Source organism: Protofrankia sp. CiP3 (genome assembly GCF_917627345.1).
In the GTDB taxonomy this organism is placed as follows: Bacteria; Actinomycetota; Actinomycetes; order Frankiales; family Frankiaceae; genus Protofrankia.
The window spans coordinates 13,540-17,750 of record NZ_CAKJTM010000097.1 but is presented as its reverse complement, the minus strand read 5'-3'; the positions used below and the strand labels follow the sequence as shown (position 1 = coordinate 17,750).

Annotated in this window: 3 protein-coding genes; 2 read left to right on the top strand and 1 reads right to left on the bottom strand. The window is 71.0% G+C overall.

The genetic code is table 11. The features are described 5' to 3' along the window. Positions 1-203: hypothetical protein (locus MJ797_RS21965; RefSeq protein WP_239340490.1), on the bottom strand; the 203-nt coding region annotated here is incomplete at its 3' end. A gap of 18 nt (positions 204-221) precedes the next feature. On the opposite strand from MJ797_RS21965, the gene MJ797_RS27210 reads away from it, so the two are divergent. Both MJ797_RS27210 and MJ797_RS21955 read left to right on the top strand, forming a co-directional pair. Further along, entirely contained in the window at positions 222-2,903 is a 2,682-nt protein-coding gene (locus MJ797_RS27210; RefSeq protein ID WP_305039799.1) for a YncE family protein, read from the top strand. 174 nt (positions 2,904-3,077) lie between these two features. Further along, positions 3,078-4,088: a hypothetical protein gene (locus MJ797_RS21955; protein ID WP_239340478.1), complete on the top strand. Its 1,011-nt coding sequence runs from the start codon at positions 3,078-3,080 to the stop codon at positions 4,086-4,088. Positions 4,089-4,211: the final 123 nt, after the last annotated feature.

The window sequence follows — 4,211 nt, the reverse complement described above, 5'->3', positions numbered from 1 at the left end:
ACCGGGTGCTGGTCGGCGCGGGGGGCGGCGGCGGTGGTGGCACCGGCGGGCAGGGCCAAGCGCTCGGCGGCGCGGGCGGCGACGGCGGTGGCCTGACCGGCGCCGACGGCGGCGCCCTCGTGGATGGCGGTAACCCCGGCACGCCGGGCAAGGGCGGTACGCAGACCGTCGGCGGCGCCGGTGGCCTGAACCCCTGCCGGCACGGCGCTGGGAACCCGCCGGTGGGCGACCCGTCGACCGATCCGCGCTGCGGCTCTGACGGCACGAACGGCGCTTCCGGCGCGGGGGGCATCGGCGGCAACGGGAACCAGCCCTGTGTGGGGACCCTCACCCCGCCATGCGGCGGCTCCAGCGCGGACGCTGGCGGCGGCGCCGGCGGTGGCGCTGGTGGCGGCTATTTCGGTGGTGGCGCGGGGTCTGGTGGTGGCGGCACCTTCAGCGGTGGTGGTGGCGCCGGTGGCGGTGGTGGTGGCGGCAGTTCGTTCGTGGCCTCTTCGGTGTCGTCCGCGGTACTGGCCTCCGGGGCCAACACCGGCGCGGTCAACAGCGGCAACGGCGAGGTGATCATTAACTGGGGCCCGTCGGCCCCGCCCACAACGCCCACGCCCACGAGCAGCAGCACGACGGCCCCGCCCTCACCCTCACCCTCACCCTCACCCTCACCCTCACCCACGACCCCCAGCCCCGGCACGGGCTCGGCCCTGCCCCCAGGCTGGCATCCGGACACCGCAACGGCCTACGTGATCAATAACGGCAGCAACACGGTCACGCCGATCAACGTCACGACCAACACGCCGGGCATTCCGATCACGGTCGGTAACGCTCCTCGCGCGCTCGCGGTCACCCCGGATAACAGGACCGTCTACGTGACTAACCGCGCCGACGGCACAGTGACCCCGATCGATGTGGCTACCAACACGCCCGGCACGTCTATTCCGGTCGGTCAGTTCCCGTTCGGGATCGCGATCACGCACGATGGGCGCAAGGCGTATGTGGTGGACAACCTCAGCGACGACGTGACCCCGATCGACCTGAGGACCAACACCCCCGGCCCGCGGATCCCGATCGGCAACGACGGGCATGGCGTCGTGATCACGCCCGATGACAGGACCGCGTATGTGGTCAACGCCGCGAGCAACAACGTGACCCCGATCGACGTGGCCACCGACACGGCGGGAATCCCCATCCCGGCCGGAAACAATCCACAGTGGATCGTGATCACTCCCGACGGCAAGACGCTCTACATCACCAACAACGCCAACGCGGGCAGCGCGACCATCTCGCGGATCGACGTGGCCACCAACCAGCCACTACCGCCGATCCAGGTCAGTGACCGGCCGGTCGGGATCGCCATCACTCCCGACGGCAAGACGCTCTACGTCACCAACCAGCGGGACAGCGTGGTGACCCCGATCGACGTGGCCACCAACACGCCGAGCACCCCGTTCAGCTCCGGTGGTGCCGATCCGTTCGCGATCGCGGTAACCCCGGAAGGCCTCGGCGCCTACGTGGTCAACCGGAACAGCAACAACGTGACCCCGATCGTCCTGTCCACCCACGCGGAGGGCCTGCCGATCCCCGTAGGGCCGCGGCCGGAGGGGCTGGTGATCGTGCCAAGACACCAGGACCCGCAGGGTGGCAAGGGCACGCCGGATGGTCCGTGCGGGCTCCACGGTGTCCTGTCCGCGACGGCGACCACGCGGACCTGTACATACGACGTGGTCGGCTCAGACACATTCACTGTGCCGCCCAGGGTCAGCTCAGCAGAGGTCACGGTCACCGGCGGTCAGGGCGGGCACTACTTCATCGCCGGTGACGCCGCGCACGGAGGTTCCCCGCTCGGCGACATCACCAGCCGCCCCGGCGGGGCTGGTGGCCAGGCGGCCGGCACGCTGACCGATCTGAACCACGGCCAGGTGTTCCAGGTCGACGTCGCAGGCAAGGGCGAAAACGCCACGGCCGCCTCCCGTTCCGGCGGGATGAGCAACGGCCCGTCCGGTGGTGCCGGGGCCCTCGGCGGGTTCGGCGGGTCCAACGGCGGTGTGCCCGGCGCACCGGGTGATGCCTCGGGCGCCACGGGCGGCGCCGCCATCTACAACGGCGGCAACGGCTCCGGCGGCGGCGGCTCCTCCGACATCCGCCTAGCAAGGGAAGAAGGCTGCAAGCGGCTGCACTGTGGCCTGTCCAGCCGACTGCTGGTCGGCGGTGGCGGTGGCGGCGCAGGCGGCGCGGGTGGCCAGGGCGGCGCGCTGGGCGGTGGCGGCGGCAGCGGCGGCGGGATCATCGGGGACAACGGCGACGTGCAGGTTAACGGCGGCAACCCCGGAAACTCCGGCATGGGCGGTACCCAGACCGCCGGCGGCGCAGCCGGACCGAGCGCCTGCCGGTCCGGCACCGGCGCCGGAGCGGATGGCCCCCCGCTGACCGATCCCCGCTGTGGCGGCGACGGGCTGCCCGGCGTACTCGGAGCCGGTGGCAACGGCGGGGCCGGGAACAAACCCTGCAGCACCGACATGCCGCTGAACCCGCCATGCCGCAGCACAGCCACCACTTCCGGTGGCGCCGCGGGCGGCGGTGCTGGCGGCGGATACTACGGCGGCGGTGGCGGTTCCGGCGGCGGCGGTGCCTTCGGCGGAGCCGGTGGCGGTGGCGGTGGTGGCGGCGGCGGTAGCTCGTTCGCCGCGGCCCGTGTACAGAACGTGGTCCTGACTACCGGGGTCAACGCGGGCACCGTGAACAACGGCAACGGCGAGATCACAATCACGTGGACCATTCCGGCCACGGGCCATGGCCAGGGTGGCGGCGTCGGCCACGACGGCGCCCCGGCACCGGCCCCGGCACCCACCCCAGCCCCGGGTACGGCGCCGCCCGCCGTCCCCGTGACACCGAACAAGCGGAACTGATTGTGATCTCAGGGGCGCCGCTCCTCGCGACGCCCCTGAGATCACCGGCTTGGCATGGTGCCCCGTCGCTGCGCCAGCCGGCATCCCACCTTCCTCCCGCAACCCGTGCTGTGCCCCATCGACCTTCGCCGTGCCGTCGTGGCCGGCGATGACAACACACTGAGAGGATCGACAATGGCGAACAAACGGAACCTCCTGGCAGCAGCGGGCGTTGGTGCGGTGCTGGTTCTGGCGCTACCCGGTGTGGCCTTCGCCTCGACCACGGCCACGGTCGCCACTCCCGGCACGACATCCTGGACGAACCCCGCGGCCGGTTCTCTGCTCACGACGAGCGCCCAGTGCTCCAGCGGCCTCGTGTCCGGTGGTGGGGTCCAGGTGACCGGCGGGAACGGCATCCACATCATGGAGACCGAGCCGAGCACCAACGGCACCTCGGCCGCGAGCAACGGCGCGACGGATCCCACCTATTGGTTGGGCTACGGCGGTATCGGCGGGAACGGCACCGGCACCTTCACCGTCCAGCCGTTCGCGGTCTGTTTCACCAACACGACGATCAACCACACCCAGGTCGTGGTCAACAGCACCTCCGGGCCCACCACCTCCGGGGGAATGGCCTCGGTGACGGCGACCTGCCCGGCCAACACCCGGCTGCTGGGCGGCGGTGCGCAATCCACGCTGGCCAGCAACGAGAGTGTTAAAGCGATCGCCAGCTACCCGTCCGACAGTTCCGGCAGCGCGACAGCTGACGGCGGCACCAACCCGACCTCCTGGACGGCGGTCGCGCTGAACGGCGGCATGAGCGGCACCGGCAACACCACCGCCGCCTTCGCCGTCTGCAGCGGAAGCGGAATCAACGTCAGCGGTATCACGGTCACGGTCAAGCACACCCACGTGTCCGGGCCGACCACCGCGAACAGCGCCGTGACAGCTACCAGCAGCACCTGCGGCGGATCGGGCAACATGATCAGCGGCGGCGCATCCATCAGCGGCGGCGACCCCACTACCAGCGCCTTCACCGCGCCCGGTTCCCAGGGCGATCATCTGGCCGGCGATTACCCGAGCGACGGCAGCGGCAACACGGCCTCCAACGGATCATCGACAACAAACTGGTCCGCGACCGGCCACACCGGCGGATCGTCCAGCTCCTCTACCTACACCGACGTGTGGGGCCTCTGCATGAACTAGTGCGGCGCCTCAGTAGTTCCTTAAAGCGCCCGAGGATAGGGCGTTCGATCAGCGAGCGGCTTATCCGCGCCCGGTCCGGCAAGGCGGCGGAGGAAGGCGCCCTGGTGGTGGGCGCCGACTGAC

Bases quoted from the DNA above. Each gene is read 5' to 3' on its own strand.
- MJ797_RS21955 (WP_239340478.1), top strand. From the start codon at position 3,078: ATGGCGAACAAACGGAACCTCCTGGCAGCAGCGGGCGTTGGTGCGGTG.